General features: G+C 45.3%; 15 protein-coding genes. 7 read left to right on the forward strand and 8 right to left on the reverse strand.

Annotation, left to right across the window (positions count from 1 at the left end; all coding sequences use genetic code 11):
* Window position 1: 1 nt before the first annotated feature.
* The 4 genes from D2U88_RS01040 to D2U88_RS01055 all read right to left on the reverse strand — a co-directional run bounded on the left by D2U88_RS01040 (window position 2) and on the right by D2U88_RS01055 (window position 6410).
* Window positions 2-931: a DUF58 domain-containing protein gene (locus D2U88_RS01040; RefSeq protein ID WP_119638445.1), complete on the reverse strand. Its 930-nt coding sequence runs from the start codon at window positions 929-931 to the stop codon at window positions 2-4.
* A gap of 80 nt (window positions 932-1011) precedes the next feature.
* Complete coding sequence (trxA, locus tag D2U88_RS01045) at window positions 1012-1329, reverse strand: thioredoxin (RefSeq protein WP_119638446.1); 318 nt, start codon at window positions 1327-1329, stop codon at window positions 1012-1014.
* A 100-nt stretch (window positions 1330-1429) separates the two neighbouring features.
* A complete protein-coding gene (dnaE, locus tag D2U88_RS01050) occupies window positions 1430-5815 on the reverse strand; it encodes a DNA polymerase III subunit alpha (protein ID WP_119638447.1) in 4386 nt (1461 codons plus the stop codon).
* A 139-nt stretch (window positions 5816-5954) separates the two neighbouring features.
* On the reverse strand, window positions 5955-6410 hold the full coding sequence (locus D2U88_RS01055; RefSeq protein ID WP_119638765.1) for a ferritin-like domain-containing protein: 456 nt from the start codon (window positions 6408-6410) through the stop codon (window positions 5955-5957).
* 298 nt (window positions 6411-6708) lie between these two features.
* Here D2U88_RS01055 and D2U88_RS01060 point away from each other — a divergent pair, with 298 nt between their 5' ends.
* The 5 genes from D2U88_RS01060 to D2U88_RS01080 all read left to right on the forward strand — a co-directional run bounded on the left by D2U88_RS01060 (window position 6709) and on the right by D2U88_RS01080 (window position 11316).
* Window positions 6709-7275, forward strand: coding sequence for a 30S ribosomal protein S16 (locus D2U88_RS01060; RefSeq protein ID WP_119638448.1), 567 nt, complete (start codon window positions 6709-6711; stop codon window positions 7273-7275).
* A gap of 12 nt (window positions 7276-7287) precedes the next feature.
* Window positions 7288-7818 carry a ribosome maturation factor RimM gene (gene rimM / locus D2U88_RS01065; protein WP_119638449.1) on the forward strand — a complete coding sequence of 177 codons (531 nt, stop codon included), beginning with the start codon at window positions 7288-7290 and terminating at the stop codon, window positions 7816-7818.
* Window positions 7819-7855: 37 nt separating this feature from the next.
* Entirely contained in the window at window positions 7856-9286 is a 1431-nt protein-coding gene (locus tag D2U88_RS01070; RefSeq protein ID WP_119638450.1) for a sulfatase family protein, read from the forward strand.
* Window positions 9279-9992, forward strand: coding sequence for a tRNA1(Val) (adenine(37)-N6)-methyltransferase (locus tag D2U88_RS01075; RefSeq protein ID WP_119638451.1), 714 nt, complete (start codon window positions 9279-9281; stop codon window positions 9990-9992). Before D2U88_RS01070 ends, D2U88_RS01075 begins: the two co-directional genes overlap by 8 nt.
* Before the next feature lie 145 nt (window positions 9993-10137).
* Window positions 10138-11316, forward strand: coding sequence for an acyl-CoA dehydrogenase family protein (locus D2U88_RS01080; protein WP_119638452.1), 1179 nt, complete (start codon window positions 10138-10140; stop codon window positions 11314-11316).
* Between the two features lie 4 nt (window positions 11317-11320).
* Here D2U88_RS01080 and D2U88_RS01085 read toward each other — a convergent pair whose 3' ends face one another.
* Together D2U88_RS01085 and D2U88_RS01090 are read right to left on the reverse strand one after the other, a co-directional pair.
* Complete coding sequence (locus D2U88_RS01085) at window positions 11321-13621, reverse strand: FdhF/YdeP family oxidoreductase (protein WP_119638453.1); 2301 nt, start codon at window positions 13619-13621, stop codon at window positions 11321-11323.
* Window positions 13622-13630: 9 nt separating this feature from the next.
* Window positions 13631-13999 carry a DUF7009 family protein gene (locus D2U88_RS01090; RefSeq protein WP_119638454.1) on the reverse strand — a complete coding sequence of 123 codons (369 nt, stop codon included), beginning with the start codon at window positions 13997-13999 and terminating at the stop codon, window positions 13631-13633.
* A 48-nt stretch (window positions 14000-14047) separates the two neighbouring features.
* Here D2U88_RS01090 and D2U88_RS01095 point away from each other — a divergent pair, with 48 nt between their 5' ends.
* Together D2U88_RS01095 and D2U88_RS01100 are read left to right on the forward strand one after the other, a co-directional pair.
* Window positions 14048-15307 (forward strand): Y-family DNA polymerase, encoded by a 1260-nt coding sequence (locus D2U88_RS01095; RefSeq protein WP_119638455.1) that lies wholly within the window; start codon window positions 14048-14050, stop codon window positions 15305-15307.
* Window positions 15308-15321: 14 nt separating this feature from the next.
* Window positions 15322-15753, forward strand: coding sequence for a LexA family protein (locus tag D2U88_RS01100; protein ID WP_235855692.1), 432 nt, complete (start codon window positions 15322-15324; stop codon window positions 15751-15753).
* Between the two features lie 556 nt (window positions 15754-16309).
* Here D2U88_RS01100 and hutG read toward each other — a convergent pair.
* Both hutG and D2U88_RS01110 read right to left on the reverse strand, forming a co-directional pair.
* Window positions 16310-17281: a formimidoylglutamase gene (gene hutG / locus D2U88_RS01105; protein ID WP_119638457.1), complete on the reverse strand. Its 972-nt coding sequence runs from the start codon at window positions 17279-17281 to the stop codon at window positions 16310-16312.
* Between the two features lie 4 nt (window positions 17282-17285).
* On the reverse strand, window positions 17286-19301 hold the full coding sequence (locus D2U88_RS01110) for a urocanate hydratase (protein ID WP_119638458.1): 2016 nt from the start codon (window positions 19299-19301) through the stop codon (window positions 17286-17288).

The raw sequence follows: 19301 nt of genomic DNA on the forward strand, positions 1-19301 counted from the left end.
ATCAAACAAATTTTTGCCTTTCGATCATGAACGAATTCAATACTTGTGAAAAATCGCCCCGTACATCCACCTCTACATATTTGATCTTGTACTGGGCACATTTCAGCTTCAATTCCTGCTGATATTGTAATACTTTTTCAGAGTAGGTTTTTTGGATGGATTCGGCATAAAGGTCGATTTGTTGGCCAGTTTCCACATCTACAAAACGTTTGGGTGCATTACCAAAATCAAAATTGATTTCATGCTCATGGTCCATCAAATGGAACAGGGCCACAGCATGTTTATTGTATTTCAAATGACGCAGGGCCTCAAACAGTTTTTCCTCTTCGGTCTCGGTTTGGAACATGTCCGTAAAAAGGAAGATCATGCTCCTTCTGTGGATTTTCTCGGCAATCTGGTGTAAAAAGGTGTAGGTCTTTGTGGATTGCGAGGCACTTTTAGTGGCTGCCACCTCGTTCAACTTGGAATACAACATCTGAAAATGCCTTTCGCTGTTCTTTTCCGAAGCATAAAAATCATAGGTGTCGGAATAGATGCTCAGACCCACCGCATCCCGTTGCTTTTTAAGGATTTGCATCAAGGCCGCAATGGACAACACCCCATATCCAATTTTGTTGAGGTTGTCCAGGGAAAGATTCTTTACTTCCGGATAATACATGGAAGCCGAATTGTCCAAGATCATGTGGCACCTCAGGTTGGTCTCGTCCTCATACCGTTTGGTGTATAGTCGGTCTGTTTTGGCATAAAGTTTCCAGTCGATGTGTTTGGTGCTTTCGCCCGAATTGTAAATTTTGTGCTCCGCAAACTCGGCAGAAAAACCATGGAAAGGACTTTTATGGATACCACTGATGAATCCCTCCACAATCTGGTTGGCCAAAAGTTCCAGATGGTTGAAGAGCTGTGCCTTATGTAATTCCGATCGTACGTCCATACCCAGATTGTTGCGACAAGATAAAATAAAAAAGGCTTGGCCAATGCCAAACCTTTTTTAAAATATGATCGTGGGCACTTTTACAATGCCGCGTCAATAGCGTCTGTGTAGACTTTCTTAGGGGAAACCCCAACCTGACGGTTGATCACTTCACCATCCTTGAAAACAAGAACAGTAGGAATGTTACGAACGCCGTACTTGGCCGCAAACTGTTGGTGTGAATCCACATCCACCTTACCAACAACCGCTTTGCCCTCGTATTCTTGACTTACTTCCTCAATGATCGGGCCTACCATTCTACATGGACCGCACCAAGCTGCCCAAAAATCGACAAGAACAGGTTTGTCACTTTTCAAAACCACTTCGTCAAAACTTGCATCTGTTATTTCTAGTGCCATTTTATTTATTTTTTGTTACGCAAAGTTAGTCAATTATTGTGCATGTACCTTACGGTGAGGGCATTCGTTTTCATTATGGTGCTATTTGTATTTGTTATGGTCAATTGAGCTGATAATGAATTTCATGCGCTTCCAATTCGGATAACAGTTCGCTATTGATCTTTACCTTTTGTTTTCTGCTGGATAGTTTGAGCTTGATTTCCTCTTCCATCTCATAGATCTCAAAATTGAGGGGATGTTCACCTTTGTATGATCGCAAGGTGTCCTTCAATGCCTTGATACGTTGTTCCTGTAATCGGTCAATATCCAGTTTGATGGTCAACTTTTTGGCAAACGCATCCATCACATCCTGTAGCTGTTTAAAATCGTTGAACTGAAGTCGCGGGTCACCTTTTTTCCCCGTATCCCGGTTTACCCAACCCTCACGCACAAAGGCCTTGATGTAGACAAAGGAATTGATCATCAGAAAATGGCGGAATTTGAGGTATTCCTCCCCAAAAATCCGGAATTCGTACGACTCGTTATAATCCTCCAAAGTGAAAAGTCCCCAGCCTTTCCCGTTTTTGGATACCCTGTGCTGTACATCGGTAATGACCCCGGCCACGGAGAGCTCACGGTTCACAAATCCTTCCAAATTGGAAAAAGCCGAAACATCGGCATTACAAAAGGCAGTGATTTCTTTTTTGAAATCATCCAAAGGATGCCCCGAAATGTAGATGCCCACTACCTCTTTTTCCCTTCGCAGTTTTTCCATGGTACCCCATTCCTCACAAGGGGGAACAATGGGTTCGGGTATTTGTACTTCGCTGGCATCCCCAAAAAGGCTTACTTGGGAAGAGTTTTCGTTCTCTTGGTATTTGGAACCATACCGGACGGCCTTTTCCAAAAAGGTGATGCCGTCACCCTCATCGTGAAAATATTGAGCACGGTGTGTATCCGTAAAGGAATCGAAACCACCGGCCAAGGCAAGGTTTTCAAATGCCTTTTTGTTGGCGGAACGTAGGTCCACCCGTTTGGCCAAATCGAAAATGGAACGGTAGGCCCCGTCTTTTTTCCGGTTTTCCACAATGGTTTCCACGGCGGAACGCCCAACACCTTTTATGGCACCCATACCAAAACGCACGGCATTGTCCTTGTTTACGGCGAATTTATAGTAGGATTCGTTCACATCAGGACCCAAAACCTGTAGTCCCATCCGCTTACATTCTTCCATAAAGAAGGTCACCTGCTTAATGTCGTTCATGTTGTTGGACAGTACCGCAGCCATATATTCGGCAGGGTAGTGGGCCTTTAAGTAAGCCGTCTGGTAGGCGATGTACGCATAACAAGTGGAGTGACTCTTGTTGAAGGCATAAGAGGCAAAGGCTTCCCAATCCTTCCAGATTTTCTCCAATACATCCCTTGGGTGACCGTTCTTTTCACCACCGTCCAAAAACTGGGGTTTCAATTTTTGAAGCAGGGCAAATATCTTTTTTCCCATGGCCTTTCGGAGTACGTCAGCATCACCTTTGGAGAAACCGGCCAACTTTTGGGAGAGCAACATCACCTGCTCCTGGTAGACGGTAATACCATAGGTTTCTTTTAGGTATTCCTCCATGTCGGGGAGGTCATAGGTAATCTCTTCATCGCCATGTTTTCGGGCAATAAAGCTGGGGATGTATTCCATGGGCCCAGGTCGGTAGAGGGCATTCATGGCGATAAGATCATCAAAAACCGTAGGTTTCAGGTTTTTCATGTGTTTTTGCATCCCAGGGGATTCGTATTGGAATATCCCTACCGTGTCACCTCGCTGGAACAGTTCATAGGTCTTCTCGTCATCCAACGGAAAATCGTCGGGAATGAGTTCGACCCCGGTCCTGGCTTTTACGATTTTCACCGTGTCCTTGATCAACGTCAAGGTCTTCAGTCCCAAGAAATCCATTTTGAGGAGTCCGGCACTTTCCACCACGGAGTTATCAAACTGCGTTACGTAGAGGTCGGAGTCTTTGGCCGTGGAAACAGGTACGAAGTTGGTGATATCATCGGGTGTGATGATGACCCCACAGGCATGGATGCCCGTATTTCGCAAGGATCCTTCCAACACGCGTGCCATGTTCACCGTTTGGCCTTCCAAATCTTCGGTTTCGGAAATGTTGAGCAGTTCTTGGACCTTTTCAAATTCATCCTGACGGAATTTTTTCTTCAGATCCGATTCCTCAACCCCAAAAATCTTGTTGAGCTTGGACATGTTGGGGATCAACTTTGCAATACGATCCGCATCGCTCAAAGGCAGGTCCAAAACCCTTGCCGTATCCCGGATGGACGATTTCGCGGCCATGGTACCATACGTGATGATCTGTGCGACCTGATTGGACCCGTACTTGTTGATCACGTATTCCATCACACGACCCCGGCCTTCGTCATCAAAGTCGATATCGATATCGGGCATGGATACCCTATCCGGATTCAGAAAGCGCTCAAAAAGGAGGTCGTACTTCATCGGGTCTATGTTGGTGATGCCCAAACAATAGGCCACCACCGATCCCGCGGCCGAACCTCTTCCCGGACCTACCGAAACATCCATGTTCCGGGCTTCGCGGATAAAGTCCTCCACAATCAAGAAATAACCGGGGTACCCTGAGTTTTTGATGGTCTCCAACTCAAAATCGATACGTTCGCTGATTTCAGGCGAAATCTCACCATATCGTTTTTCGGCACCTTGGTAGGTGATATGCCTCAAATAAGCATTTTCCCCACGTTTGCCTCCATCTTCTTCATCTTCCTGTACCTTGAACTCCTCTGGAATATCGAATTTGGGAAGTAGGATGTCGCTTGCCAGGTCATAAGGTTCCACTTTGTCGATAATCTCGTGGATGTTCAAAATAGCTTCCGGAATATCCTTGAAAATCTCCTTCATCTCGTCCGAAGACTTGAAATAATATTCCTGATTGGGCAAACCGTAGCGGTAACCGCGTCCACGACCAATAGGGGTGGAGCGTTTTTCGCCATCCTTCACACAAAGGAGAATATCGTGGGCCTCGGCATCTTCCTTGGCGCAATAATAGGTGTTATTGGTGGCCACCATTTTAACGTTATGGTCCTTGGCCAGTTGCACCAGTACTTGGTTTACCCGATCCTCATCTTCCTGACCATGGCGCATGAGTTCCACGTATAGGTCGTCCCCAAATTGTTCCTTCCACCACAATAGGGCTTCTTCAGCCTGCTTTTCACCTACGTTCAATATTTTGTTGGGCACTTCCCCATAGAGGTTTCCGGTAAGGGCAATCACATTTTCCTTGTATTGCTCCACGATTTTTTTATCGATACGGGGCACGTAATAGAACCCATCCGTATAAGCGATGGAAGACATTTTAGCCAGGTTGTGATAGCCCTTCTTGTTCTTTGCCAACAACACAATCTGGTAACCGTAATCCTTTACATTTTTATTGGTGTGGTCCTCGCAGACATAAAATTCGCAACCCACGATCGGGGTGATCTCTTGTTCTGTGGGTATTTCACCTTTTTCCTCCCGTTCCTTGTTACGTTCCTTAACCCCCTTGTTGTGCGCCATGATTTCTTTCACAAAGTGAAAAGCCCCCATCATATTGGCGTGGTCGGTAAGGGCAACGGCGGGCATGCCATTATCAGCAGTGGCCTTTACCAAATCTTTTATGTTGATGGTGGACTGAAGTACCGAAAACTGGGAATGGTTATGCAAGTGCGCAAAAGGGGCATCTTCCAAGGTCTCGATATTCTCTTGGATTTCCTCTGCGGAAATTTCCCCGGTGTCTTTTGCCCAAAGGGCATCAGCAATTTTTTTGGATGCCGCTTTTAGGTTGATGTGCTTTAGGCCGATGAGTTCGATCTCTTGTGGATTGGCCTCGGAGAATCGCTCAAAATAATCGGGTTGTACATCCAGTTCGTTGGCAGTAAACTGTCTTTTTCTGACCAATTCCAGAAAACAACGGGTAGTGGCCTCTACGTCGGCGGTAGCATTGTGTGCCTCGGCAAAGGGTTCCCCGAAAAGGAATTCATGGAGTTCGGTCAAGGTGGGCAGCTTGAACTTACCCCCACGACCACCGGGAATCTTACAAAGTTCGGCGGTATGTTCCGTACAAGTGTCCAGAACGGGCAATGTGGTCAATGAACTTTCCACTTGGTAACGGTGGAACTCGCATCCCATGATGTTGACATCGAAATCAACATTCTGACCCACCACAAATTTGGTGCGGGACAACGCCTCATTGAACTTGACCAATACCTCTTCCAAAGGAACACCCTGTTCTTCTGCCAGTGCGGTGGAAATGCCGTGAATTTGCTCCGACTCGTATGGAATGTTGAATCCATCGGGCTTGATCAGGAAATCCTGATGCTCCACCAAATTACCGAGATCGTCGTGCAATTGCCAAGCAATCTGCACACAACGGGGCCAGTTGTCGGTATCGGTGATGGGGGCGTCCCAGCGTTTGGGCAAACCAGTGGTTTCTGTATCAAATATCAAATACATAGGCTATCGGTATGGGTCAAAAAAGCAATGGATAAAAATACGGAAGAAGACCGTTTTGGTAAAATAGAGTTTTTACGATTTATCAACTAAAAAAAGCTGGAGTTACTCCAGCTTTTCTTTTTCAATATGAAACTTGGGTTTATGAAACTGCGGTTTCAAAAATATGGGTTGTTTCCAAAGTCTTCCTAATGGCATTTCGATGGCGCATCAATAAACCTTCGGTAGATGGGGGCAATACAAAGTCCTTGTCCTGTAAGATATCATTGTAAGTTGCTATGGCTTCTTTTTCGCCGCGAAGAACTTCTTCCAGCATGGCTTCTTCCGTGTTGGCCACGACCATTGATTTAAAGTCTATCCATGAACGGTGCAAAGTCCCTTTGGTGCTTCCTCCTTTATCCGGGGCCTGCCCAAATGAGCGTATCTCTGCTTTCAGTTCTTGGCCAAAATCATATCGTTGTTTCGCACTGTTCAGGAAAAAATCCTTAAGAGCTTTGTTTTCAACCTTTTCAGCGACCTGTTTAAAACCTTTTTCGGCATCATAGGTTCTTTCCAAAAGTTCATTCAATTTGTTCGACATTTCTACGGTATACTTCATAGTTTCATTTTTCATTTAGGTTCTTGGTTGTCGACTCTCGACAACTTCTATAAATAACTTATCATTAATACGAAGAATACCAAATAGTTGAAGGGGTTTATAATAGGTTTAACGATGTTGCTGTCATCTGTTAAGGACGTTTAACTTTTTTTGGATTTTTTGAGGGGCAATAAACAAATAAGCGTATATTTGCACCCGCTTAACAGACAAGCGATTGATTTCCGATTTCTCGGAAATGACATTTTGAAAAATAAAAGAATTAATAACCAGGGTCGGGCACCCTACAAATTAATGTGATATGCCAGTTAGAATCAGACTTCAGAGACACGGTAAAAAAGGTAAACCATTTTATTGGGTGGTTGCCGCAGATTCCAGATCAAAAAGAGACGGTAAATTTTTGGAAAAATTGGGAACCTATAACCCCAATACCAATCCTGCTACCATCGATTTGGATGTAGATAGTTCCGTAAAATGGTTGCAGAATGGAGCACAACCTACTGACACGGCCAAAGCCATCCTATCTTATAAAGGAGTTTTGTTGAAGCACCACTTGTTGGGCGGTGTTCGTAAAGGAGCATTGACCGAAGAACAGGTTGAGGAAAAATTCAACGCTTGGTTGGATGAGAAAACCAACAAGATCCAAGCTAAAAAAGATGGTTTGAGCAAAGCTGATGCCGATGCCAAAGCAAAAGCATTGGAAGCTGAGAAAGAAGCCAATGAAAAAAGGATTGCTGCTGCCGCTCCTGTTGAAGAAGTAGTGGAAGAAGTTGCCGAGGAAACTGCAGAAGTAGCTACCGAAGAGGCTCCAGTTGAAGAAACTGCTGAGGCTCCTGCTGCTGAAGAAGCTTCTAAAGAAGAAGAATAAGATCCAAGAACGATGCGCAAGGAGGATTGCTTCTACCTAGGCAAAATCGTTTCAAAATATAGTTTTAAGGGTGAGGTGTTGGTTAAATTGGACACCGATGAACCCGATATCTACGAAAATATGGAATCAGTATTTGTTTCTTTGGGAAACAATCTGGTTCCATTTTTTATTGACCGCTGTCGACTGCACAAATCCGATCTACTCCGCATCGACTTTGAAGAGGTGAAGGATGAATCCTCTGCGGACAAGATCATTGGTTGTGAATTGTTCCTGCCACTTTCTCTTTTGCCGCCATTGTCCGGGGACAAATTTTATTTTCACGAGGTGATCGGTTTTACCTTGATGGATGAGGTGCATGGGAATATCGGCGTGATACAATCCATTAATGACAACGCTTCCCAAGAGCTTTTTGAGGCGGTAAAGGATGGGAAGGAACTCCTGATCCCTATCAGTGATGAGATCATCACTAAAGTGGACCGCAAGAACAAAACCATCCATGTGAAGACACCCGAAGGGTTGGTGGACCTATACCTGGGTGAGTAAATAAGCTTTTTGGCTATATTTATCAAAACCTTTCTTCATGTATCGATTTATTATTTTGGCCATGCTCCTTGGTTTGGGCCTTATTGTCGAAGACAAGCCACAAGTTGAAAAACCCGATACCCCACCCAATATTGTATTGATCTTTACTGATGACCAAGGGTATCAAGATGTTGGGGTTTTTGGCTCCCCGAACATCAAGACCCCGAACCTGGACCAAATGGCCGCCGAAGGACTGCAATTGACCAGTTACTATGCCGCGCAAGCGGTCTGTTCTGCTTCCAGGGCAGGGATTTTAACCGGATGTTATCCTAATCGTATCGGCATCCACAATGCGTTGGGTCCTGATAATACTCATGGGATCAATGCTTCAGAAACCACTATCGCCGAAATGTTGAAGGAAAAAGGCTATGCTACGGCAATCTATGGAAAATGGCATTTAGGTCATCACAAACAATTTTTGCCAACAAGACACGGGTTCGATGAATGGTTCGGCATTCCGTATTCCAATGATATGTGGCCGAAACATCCGCAACAAGGAACCATTTTCAACTTTCCCGATCTTCCATTGTATGAAAACGAAAAAGTCATCGGTATTCTCGAAGATCAATCCCAGTTGACCACGCAGATTACGGAGCGTAGTGTGGATTTTATCAAAAGAAATAAGGATAAGCCCTTCTTTTTGTATGTGCCCCATCCCCAACCGCATGTCCCACTTTTTGTTTCGGAAAAATTCAAGGGAAAATCGGAAAGAGGTTTGTATGGTGATGTAATCATGGAAATCGATTGGTCTGTGGGCCAGATCATGAAGGCATTAAAAGATAACGGATTGGAGGAAAACACGTTGGTCATCTTTACTTCCGATAATGGACCTTGGTTGTCGTATGGCAATCACGCAGGAAGTGCTTTACCTCTTCGGGAAGGTAAAGGTACGGCTTGGGAAGGTGGACAACGGGAACCCTGCATCATCAAATATCCCAAAAAATTAGCAGGGGGTAGGGTGATTGATGTCCCTATGATGGCCATTGATTTATTGCCAACACTGGCAGAACTTACCCAAGCTTCGCTTCCGAAACAGACTATTGATGGCAAAAGTGTTTGGAAAATTTTGACCGAGGAACAGGATGAGCCGGTTCAAGAGGCCTACTTTTTTTATTATCGAGTGAATGAAATGTTCGGGGTGCGCTACGGCAAATGGAAATTATATTTCCCTCATCGCTACCGCACCATGGACGGACAGGAACCTGGCAAGGATGGGCAACCAGGAGAGTATCGTATGGTCGATTTAAAAGAAATTGAACTGTACGATTTGGAGAGTGACATTAGTGAGGTTACCAATGTGGCAGCCCAACACCCTGAAGTAGTTGCCGAAATCGAAAAATTGGCCAATGAAATGAGGTACAGATTGGGGGATTCCCTAAAAAATATGAAAGGTTCCGAAACACGGGAACCAGGGAGGATAGATGAGTAAGCCATTTCAGTTTAAAGAATTCACGGTTTATCAAGACCGATGCGCCATGAAGGTGGGTACGGACGGTGTGCTTTTGGGTGCTTGGACCTCTTTGGACCATCAACCGGAAACCATTTTGGATGTTGGTGCGGGAACCGGACTCATTGCACTCCAATTGGCTCAGCGTTCGGTTGCAGAAACCATTGATGCCATTGAATTGGATGAGGCGGCCTATGAACAATGTGTTTCCAATTTTGAAGGATCGCCTTGGGCGGACCGTTTGTTTTGTTACCATGCGGGTTTTGATGAATTTGTGGATGAGATCGAGGATGAATACGATCTTATTGTTTCCAATCCTCCTTTTTACTCAGAAGAAGTTGCTAGTGGTGATGTGTCGAGAGACCAAGCTAGACAGAACAGTTCCCTCCCATTTGATGAATTGATGGAGGGTGTTGCCAAACTCCTTTCGGAACATGGGCGTTTTTCGGTCATTGTTCCCTTTAAGGAAGAAGGTAACATGTTGGATTTGGCCAGTCGAAATCAATTGTATCCCCAATGTATCACAAGGGTAAAGGGAAATGCCCAAGTGGAATACAAGAGAAGTTTGATGGAGTTCGGTTTTGAAAAAGGGGAAGTGCAGATTGATGAACTTATCATTGAAACGGAACGCCATCAGTATACGGATACATACATTAAACTGACCGAAGCATTTTATTTAAAAATGTAACAATACTGAAATGAAATGTTATATTTCGTTATTATATTTGGCGGACACTCCGCATGAGTGCTGAGCGCAGTCGAAGCACAATGAGGACCTCATTATAAAATTAAGATTCCTGCTTTTACAGGAATGACATATTAAATGATAATATATGAAGCCCGATCTATTTGAAGCCCCGGATTACTACAATCTCGATGATCTTTTTTCCGAAGAACACAAACTGGTGCGCGATGCGGCCCGACAGTGGGTAAAAAGGGACATATCCCCCATCATTGAGGAATTTGCCCAAAAGGCCGAATTTCCCAAACAAATTATTGGTGGATTGGCAGAGATCGGTGCTTTTGGTCCGTACATTCCCGAACAATACGGAGGGGCTGGTTTAGATCAGATCAGTTATGGGTTGATCATGCAGGAAATTGAGCGTGGTGATAGTGGGGTGCGCTCCACGGCATCGGTACAATCCTCCTTGGTCATGTATCCCATTTATGCCTACGGTTCCGAAGAGCAAAGGCAAAAATATTTACCCAAATTGGCTTCTGGGGAATGGATGGGCTGTTTTGGACTTACCGAACCCAACCATGGGTCCAACCCCGGCGGAATGGAAACCAAGTTCAAGGATATGGGCGACCATTACCTTTTGAACGGTGCCAAACTTTGGATCTCCAACTCGCCTTTTGCTGATGTTGCGGTGGTCTGGGCCAAGAATGAGGAAGGAAGGATCCACGGTTTGATCGTGGAACGTGGAATGGAAGGCTTCTCCACTCCGGAAACGCACAACAAGTGGTCGTTACGCGCATCTGCCACAGGAGAATTGATATTCGATAACGTAAAAGTGCCCAAGGAAAATCTTCTTCCCGGTAAAAGTGGCCTTGGTGCCCCGCTAGGATGTTTGGATTCCGCTCGATATGGAATTGCTTGGGGAGCCATTGGTGCAGCCATGGATTGTTATGATACTGCCCTTCGATATGCCAAGGAACGCATTCAGTTCGGGAAACCGATCGCAGCCTTTCAACTGCAGCAGAAAAAATTGGCCGAAATGATTACGGAAATCACCAAAGCCCAATTGTTGGCTTTTCGATTGGGTCAGTTAAAGAATGAAGGAAAGGCAACAACGGCCCAAATTTCTATGGCCAAGCGGAACAATGTGGAAATGGCCATCAAGATTGCCCGCGAAGCAAGACAGATGTTGGGCGGTATGGGCATCACAGGCGAATATAGCATCATGCGCCATATGATGAACCTTGAAAGCGTGATCACTTACGAAGGTACCCACGACATCCACCTATTGATTACAGGGGCTGACATTACTGGAATTCCGGCTTTCAAATAACAGGTTAGGCTATTTTCTCCACAGTAACCTTGATCGATTTACTGATAGGGGTGTGACTCTTGTCCGCAAAATGGTTATACGGAACCAACATGTTTGTTTCCGGAAAATAGGCCGCCATGTTCCCTTTGGGAATGTCGTAAGGGACGACCAAAAATTGTTCAGCGGTGCGTTTGATGCCATCGTAAAGGCTGTGCAGGTTGACTACATCCAGTTTTTGCAATTTTCTTTTGTCCATATCCTCCTGATTCATAAAAACAACCCGGCGTTCATTGTGGATGCCCCGATAACGATCGTTCAAACCGTAAATGGTGGTATTGAATTGGTCGTGTGACCGAATCGTCATCAACAATAATTCATCCTTTTTGAGCTGATGGTCCGGCAAGGTGTTGAAGGTGAGTTGTGCCTTTCCGTTGGGCAACATCCGGAAATCTCGCTCCCTCACATTGTTGGGCAGGTAATAGCCAAAACCTTTGGAACGTTCACTGGTATTGTCAAAACCCTTCACCACTTTGTCTATGTAACTTCGGATGAGATTATAATCCTGTCCCATGGTAAACCAATCCACAGGATGGTTGCCCCGAAAATAGGTGTGGGCCAATAAGGCAATGATTTCAGGTTCACTTTTGATGTGTTCCGAAGCTGGTTTCAACAATCCCTTGCTTTGGCGCACCTTGCCCGTACTGCTTTCCATGGTCAAAAATTGAAAGGAACCGTTCTTTTCGTCTTTTTCGGAACGACCAAAAGTGGGTAAAAGCAGGGCAGTTTTTCCAGAGACCAAATGGCTCCGGTTCAGTTTGGTGCTGACCTGCACGGTCAAACTGCAATTTTGCAGGGCTTTGGCCGTGTATTGGGTGTCCGATGCGGCCATCAAGAAGTTGCCTCCCAAACATATAAAGACTTTTGCGTTGCCATCGTGCATGGCCTTAATAGCATTTACCGTGTCGTATCCCGGTTCGGTGGGTGGTTCAAATTGAAGGTGTTCTCGTATTTTTTCGTTCAAGGTTTTGTTCACGTAGTGCATGATACCTACCGAGCGATCGCCCTGCACATTACTGTGTCCTCGAACTGGGCAAGTTCCTGCAAAGGGTTTTCCAATGGCACCCTTCAATAACAGAATGTTTACGTATTCCTGAATGCACTGCACTGCATTTTTGTGTTGGGTGAGCCCCATGGCCCAGCAAACAATGATTCTCGAATTTGCCGTCAATAATTGCACTACATGGTCAATTTTTCGCATGGAAACCCCGGTTCTGCGCTGCAAGGACTCCATGTCATATCTTGCCAAATCCTGTAAAAGGGCATCATATCCATCCACATGGTCCACGATGAATTCATGATCTAGAACATTCGAATTTTTAGCATCCAAGGCGACCAATTTTTTCAGAATAAGTTTGGCTAAAGCAATATCCTCATTGATCTTAACAGGCAAATGGATGTCGGCCATCGCTTGTCCGCTTCCCAACATATCCGATACGCTCTGCGGATTTTTAAAATGAACCAAACCGGTTTCGGCCAAAGGATTGATGCTGACAATTTTCCCTCCGTTTCGTTTGCATTTTTCTAGTGCCGATAGCATTCTGGGATGGTTGGTACCGGGATTTTGCCCCACCACCAAAATGACTTCTGCGCCGTAAAGGTCATCCAAGGTCACGGAGCCTTTGCCAATACCCAAGGTTTCGGAAAGGGCCACACCTGATGATTCGTGGCACATATTAGAGCAATCCGGCATGTTGTTGGTGCCAAAGGCTCGCGCGAACATGCCGTAAAGAAAGGCTGCCTCGTTGCTGGATCTTCCGGAAGTATAAAAAATGGCCTCATTGGGATCGTTGAGTTGGTGCAGCTCATCGGAAATCAGCTCAAAAGCCTCTTGCCACGCAATCGGTTCATAATGCAGACTGTTTGGTTTCAGTACCAAAGGTTCCACGACCCGTCCTAATTTGTTCAGTTCGTAATCCGAGAGCTGGGATAATTCTTCCACGGAATGTTGGGCAAAGAAATCTGTCCCAATATGCTCCTTGGTGGCTTCATCTGCCAAGGCCTTGGCACCATTTTCACAATATTCGGCAATTTTGGAAGGATGTTCTGGCACCGGCCAAGCACAACTCGGACATCGAAACCCGTCCTCTTGGTTCATTTCAAGCAAGGCCTTTATGGATTTGGCAATGCCCATCTCCTTAAAACTATGCCGAAGTGCTTCCGTCACCCCCAAAAGTCCAGCGGCGGTATGCATGGGTTCCTTAAGGCGCAATCCAGTAAATTGGATATCACCGGTCAGTGAAACGTTCCGTTTGATGTCTTTATCCATGGGTTTGGCTTAGCATTGCAATTTTGGGTTGGGGTAATTGTCAGATTGGTCTTCGGAAGTATTCTCTAGGCAGGCAAAGTCTTTTTCCACGAGTAGATGGAGTTTTTTCCCTTCAGGAAGGGGCATTTCATGTTCAAAACCAACGATTTCCTTCTGGAACCAATCCTTGCCGTCCGTTTCAGGGATGGATAACACTATTTCGTTTTGGGTGTAGGATGCTTCTAGATTTTGTATCCCTTTCATCAACTGTACCCGATATTGAAAAGTTTGTGCGCCAAATTCGGTGGTCTCTTGTACCGATCCGGTTTCGGATAACTGTTTCACTTCACTCTGGGTCAGTCGAAAACGCACCGAATTGCCTTTGATTCGTATCTTCATTACAACAAATTTCCTATGTAATTTAGGAAAAATCGAGTACTTTGGAGCATGTTTGCCTTGGTGGATTGTAATAACTTCTATGCTTCTTGTGAACGGGCCTTTCAACCTCAGTTCAACAATGTCCCCGTGGCCATTTTGTCCAATAATGATGGCTGTTTCATCTCGCGAAGTGATGAGGCCAAAGAATTGGGCCTGCCCATGGCCGCCCCTGCCTTCAAATACCGAAAGTTTTGTGAGGACCATGGCATCAAGGTGTTTTCCTCCAATTATCCCTTGTATGGTGACATGAGTACGCGGGTGATGAACATTTTGGGCACATTCACACCCGACATGGAGGTGTATAGTGTGGATGAGGCTTTTTTAAAGTTTGATGGTTTCAAGAATTATGATTTTGATGCGTACGGAAGGGAAATCCAACGGACCGTTCAAAAATGCACGGGCATTCCCATCAGCATAGGAATAGCACCCACAAAAGCCTTGGCAAAGGTTGCCAATAAAATTGCCAAAAAGTTGAGGGCCAAAACAGGGGGAGTATATGTGATCCAATCCGAAGAAAGACGCATAAAAGCACTAAAATGGACCAAGATCGAGACGGTTTGGGGGATTGGGCACGGAAATTTGAAACGGGTACAGACCCAAAATGTAAAAACCGCCTATGACTTTACCCAATTATCAGATGAATGGGTGAGAAAACAAATGGCAATCATAGGGTTGAGGTTGAAAAAGGATTTACAGGGCATCCCAACATTGGATTTGGATGATGATACCCGGGACAAAAGGGCCATTGCCACCACAAGAAGTTTTGAGAGCACATATTCCGATATCGAAAATATCAAAGAGCGTATCTCCACCTTTGCCAGCAGCTGTGCCGAAAAATTGCGGAACCAGGGCAGTAGTTGCAACCATATTGTGGTGCTTTTGCGAAGCGACAGACATAAAAAGGACGAACCACAGGACAGAAGCAGTGTTATCGTTACATTGCCATACGCCACGGATTCGAGCTTGACCATAAGCAGCTATGCAGTTAAGGCTGCAATTTCCATATTTAGGCCAGGAATCAAATACAAGAGGGCCGGGGTGATCGTATCGGGTTTGGTACCTACCAATGAAAGGCAATTGGATTTGTTTCTGTCCGAAAATCCAAAACACCATAAAATCATGGAGGTGATGGATGGTATCAATGATAAATATGGGGGTTATAAGATGAAGATTGCCAACCAAGATTTGGAAAGAACCTGGAAGATGCGCCAAGAACACCTTTCGCCAAGGTACACGACAAACATCAATGAAATTATTACGGTGAAATGACCCCTAAAAAACCGATGAATACGGAATCACTTAATTTTTTTTCTCCAGATGAGAAAGGGGAAATGGACGTTCCTCTGTCCAACAATGCCGTTTCTGCAGGATTTCCTTCACCAGCAGATGATTTTAAGGAAAAGCGAATCAGTCTTGATCAAACACTCATCAAAAACAAGGAGGCAACCTTCTATGCAAGGGTGAGTGGAAAATCGATGATCGGGGCTGGGCTCGATGATGGGGATCTTTTGGTGATAGACCGGAGCTTGGAGGCGGAGCATGGCAAAATAGCCGTTTGCTTTTTGGATGGAGAGTTCACGGTAAAACGATTGCATATTGAAAAGAATGCCATGACATTGATGCCCGAAAATGAAAATTACAAACCCATAAAAGTCTCCAAGGACAGTGATTTATTGATTTGGGGAGTGGTCACTTATGTCATCAAGGCTGTTTGATATCCATTTTATTCTGATGGAAACAAATTGGTGAATCCAAAACCTTTACTATCTTTGTCCTGTTGTGTTGGATTTCAATCCCAGCGATTGGAATCAGGTTGAAGCATCGAAGCGATGCTTGCCAATGAAAGGCTTTCCATTTGGAAGGCTTTTTTTGTTTGTGAAACCCAATTTTGAACTTAGTTCAAAATTGGTGGTTGAACAAATTCCGCTCTGGAGCGGAATCTTTTCCAAATAGATTATAAAAGTTGCCAGGTCGAGCGCAGTCGAGACCTAGACAGTAAGACCTCTCGACTGCGCTCGAGGTGACATCTGTAGATTAGCGGGAATTAGTGCCATTCGTGTCAAACCATTCCTTGCATTAGATTCTTCACTCTGTTCAGAATGACAATTGGATTTCTCAATCGTAGCTAAGCTCCTCATTTCGAAATGACGTGTTACTCTTTTTATTGTTTTTGTTCTGGAATCATAGATTTCCTTATTGTCATTTCGAACCGAATACCGATTAAGTATCGGTAGAGTGTGAGAAATCTCAGAATGACGATTCGAGGTAATGTCAACTCCCTGAAACCGTATGCGCTACATGGTGCACCAAAGAAGCGGCCAGTTTGGCTGTTTGCCCATCAATATCATACTTAGGGTTCATCTCGGCAATATCCAAACTGATCAGTTTACCGGTGGACATAATGGTCTTTAGGCATTCCAAAACAATGTGCGGGGTAAAACCCATTGGTGAAGCAGCACTGACCCCTGGTGCAAACGCCGAGGAAAACCCGTCAAGATCAATGGTCACATACACATAGTCTACGTTTTTGGCAAAGGCATTGATCCAAGTGTTGATTTCTTGTAACAGTGGAACTTGAAAGGTGTCGTTCATGACATAAGTAACATCCAGATCCCGGGCGGTTTGAAAAAGATTGCGGTCATTGGCATCTTTTCGGATACCGAGGCAGAGGTAATTAAAATCGATACCTTCTTTTTGACAATCTTGGGCAATCTGATAAAATGGGGTGCCCGAATTGCTCTGTTCCGTATTTTTCCGAAGATCGAAATGGGCATCAAAATTAATGATGCCGATGGTCTGGCCTTCTTTTTTTCCATCCAGATACTTTTTGATGCCACAATAATGTCCATAGGCCATATCGTGTCCGCCACCCAGCACAATAGGAAATTGCTTTTTCTCCAAAAGAGTGGCAACGGCTTCGGCAAGTTGGTCTTGGGACGCTTCCATATCGCTATTGGAGCAGGTGATGGAACCAACATCATGCAACAAAACATGACTGGCCAAATGGTTGGGCATTTTTCCAAAGCTACTTTTTATGGCATCCGGACCATCGACCGCGCCGACCCTACCTTGATTACGGTGCACCCCAGCATCACAGGCATAGCCCAATAGGGCAATGGATTTTTTCTGGGCTTCGGGAATTTCGGTCAATGGAGTGCAATGCACTTTTTCGTGGAGGTACAGCCACTTGTTGGAAAGGCGTCCTGTCCAGAGGTTCTTTTTTGGGGGTTCGTAGTGTTTCATCACATTAAAAAAGGTCGTCCAGTATATTCGGTTCCACCAGATTTGGCAAAGTTACCCTTAAATTTGGAGTGCGGTCCATTTCTCGTTGAATGGCAAACAAGGCTTCTTTGTTTCTGGCCCAACTTCTTCGGGATATACCATTGTTCACATCGTAGAACAACATCTTTTTCAAGCGGTTGGAAGCTTCTTCGGAACCATCGAGCACCATGCCAAAGCCCCCGTTGATGACTTCACCCCAACCTACACCACCACCATTGTGGATGGATACCCAGGTAGCACCCCTAAAGCTGTCACCGATTACATTGTGGATGGCCATGTCCGCGGTGAACTTGCTGCCATCGTAAATATTGCTGGTCTCCCGAAAAGGGGAATCGGTTCCGCTTACGTCGTGATGATCGCGACCCAAAACCACGGGTGCGCTGATTTCGCCTTTGGCAATGGCCGTATTGAAGGCATCGGCAATCTTGCTTCGTCCTTCGGCATCGGCATAAAGGATACGGGCCTGTGAACCCACCACCAATTTGTTCTGCTCCGCTTCGGAGATCCATTTGATGTTGTCCTGCATCTGTTGTTGGATTTCTTCAGGTGTCTCGGCCTTGATTTCTCTCATGACCGCCAATGCAATGGCATCGGTTTTTTGAAGGTCTTTTGGATTGCCCGAAGTACATACCCACCTGAACGGTCCAAAGCCATAATCAAAACACATGGGCCCTAAAATATCCTGTACATAGGAAGGGTATCTAAAATCGATGTTGTTCTCCGCCATCACATTGCCACCGGCACGGGAAACTTCCAACAAAAAGGCATTCCCATAATCAAAAAAGTAGGTGCCTTTGGCCGTGTGTTTGTTGATGGCGTTGATTTGTCTACGGAGGGATTCCTGTACTTTTTCCTTGAACGCTTCGGGATTTTCGACCATCAAGACATTCGCTTCTTCAAACGAAAGCCCAACGGGATAATATCCACCTGCCCAAGGATTGTGCAAGGAAGTCTGATCGGAACCTAGATGTACAAAAATGTTCTCTTCGTAAAAATGCTCCCAAACATCCACCACATTGCCAATGTAGGCCAAGGATACGGTTTCTTGTTTGGCAACGGCCTCTTTTACCCTTACCATCAATAAATTTAAATCTACCAAAAGTTCATCCACCCAACCTTGTTCGTGCCTTTTTTTGGCCGCTTCTGGATTCACTTCGGCACAAACAGTAATGCAGCCGGCAATGTTGCCAGCTTTGGGTTGCGCTCCGCTCATGCCGCCCAATCCTGCGGTCAGGAACACTTTCCCCTTTGGGGAATCCTTTTTGTCCAGCACTTTTCGGAAAGCGTTCATCACAGTAATGGCTGTTCCGTGCACAATGCCCTGCGGACCTATGTACATGTAGGAGCCGGCAGTCATCTGTCCGTATTGGGTAACACCCAGGGCGTTGAATTTTTCCCAGTCATCAGGTTTGGAATAGTTGGGGATCATCATCCCATTGGTGACCACCACCCTAGGGGCTTCCTTGGATGAAGGGAACAATCCCATCGGATGCCCGGAGTACATGTGCAGGGTTTGTTCCTCCGTCATGGTCGCCAAATATTTCATGGTCAACAGGTATTGCGCCCAATTTTGAAAAACGGCCCCATTGCCTCCATAGGTGATGAGTTCTTCTGGATGTTGTGCCACCGCTGGGTTCAAATTGTTCTGGATCATCAGCATAATGGCCGCCGCCTGATGGGTTTTGGCAGGATATTCCGAAATAGGCCGGGCATACATATCATACTCCGGTTTAAAGCGGTACATGTAGATCCTTCCATACGTTTTTAGCTCATCGGCGAATTCATGGGCGAGTTCCGCATGCCATTTTTTCGGAAAATAACGCAGCGCATTTTGCACCGCCAATTTCTTCTCTTCTTTGGAGAGGATATCTTTCCGTTTTGGTGCCGGGCTCCCGTTTTGGGGATAGGGCCTTTTTGCAGGAAGCTGTTCTGGGATTCCCTGTAATATCTGTACTTGAAAATCGGTTAATGTTGTGGTCAT

Origin of the sequence: Flagellimonas aequoris (assembly GCF_003584165.1) — a bacterium.
GTDB lineage: Bacteria > Bacteroidota > Bacteroidia > Flavobacteriales > Flavobacteriaceae > Flagellimonas > Flagellimonas aequoris.